This is a genomic window from Rhizobium sp. 18055, assembly GCF_902706285.1.
GTDB lineage: Bacteria > Pseudomonadota > Alphaproteobacteria > Rhizobiales > Rhizobiaceae > Rhizobium.
The window spans coordinates 1-444 of sequence record NZ_CACSKD010000271.1; the positions used below are offsets into that span (position 1 = coordinate 1).

Sequence of the window (444 nt, forward strand, 5' to 3'; positions counted from 1 at the left end):
GTTGAGGAACTCGACGTAGTAACGGGCCTTTGCGTCGGATCGAAATTTCTCCACACTCAGCTGCGCCTCAACGCTCAGCTCGCCTTCGGAGACAGGGAACTTGAAGACTTCCACAATGGCATCTTCACGCCGTGCCCCGGGGCTTCGCAGCGTCGTCCATTGGTCGCTCGCGCGCTGGTGAATCCGTTGGAAGCGGCTGTTTTGAGGATCAACCCCTGCAAGCCAAATCACCCGCTCGTCAGCGCTTAAAAATCGATTTTCTGCGGTGTCGATCTCGACAATCTCGCGACTCGTCGAGTTGCCAATCATCGAATGCACGGTGGTGGCTTCGCGCTCAACCCAGACAGTGCGTGTCGGCTCCGGTGGAACATCAACGAAACGCGGGACGCAAGCAGAGCAAAGACTGCATGCGACTATCGCCAATGGCGTTGCCCATTTCACGTT

General features: G+C 57.0%; 1 protein-coding gene. It reads right to left on the bottom strand.

The window, feature by feature from the left end; genetic code table 11:
• A partial coding sequence (locus GVL52_RS29065; protein ID WP_160012742.1) for a hypothetical protein occupies nucleotides 1-318 on the bottom strand: 318 nt, incomplete at its 3' end.
• Between the last annotated feature and the right edge of the window lie 126 nt (nucleotides 319-444).